This window comes from Klebsiella sp. K47, assembly GCF_051858335.1.
Lineage (GTDB): Bacteria > Pseudomonadota > Gammaproteobacteria > Enterobacterales > Enterobacteriaceae > Klebsiella > Klebsiella pneumoniae.
Genome location: NZ_JBPYUI010000141.1, coordinates 1 through 269 on the forward strand (window position 1 = coordinate 1; position 269 = coordinate 269).

The following is a 269-nucleotide window of genomic DNA, read 5'->3' on the forward strand; positions in this document are numbered from 1 at the left end:
CTTCGATGTAGCGCGCTTCGCTGCCGTGCCAGTCCAGGTGTTCGGGGAACAGGTTCAGCACGATGGCGACCTGTGGGTGCGCGCCACTGCGCGCGACCTCGCCGGTCTGGTAGCTGGAGAGTTCCACCGCCCAGTACTGCGGCGCGGGCTGCGGCGCCAGCACTTCCAGCAGCGGCAGGCCGATGTTGCCGATCAGCCCGGTGCGCGCGCCGGAGGCACGCAGCAGGTGCGCCAGCAGCGCGGTGGTGGTGCTCTTGCCCTTGGTGCCG

1 protein-coding gene is annotated in these 269 nt (G+C 70.6%); it reads right to left on the reverse strand.

Going from position 1 to position 269, the window contains the following annotated elements:
• The coding region (locus RRF55_RS27455) for a Mur ligase family protein (RefSeq protein WP_439419224.1) at positions 1-269 on the reverse strand (269 nt) is incomplete at both ends.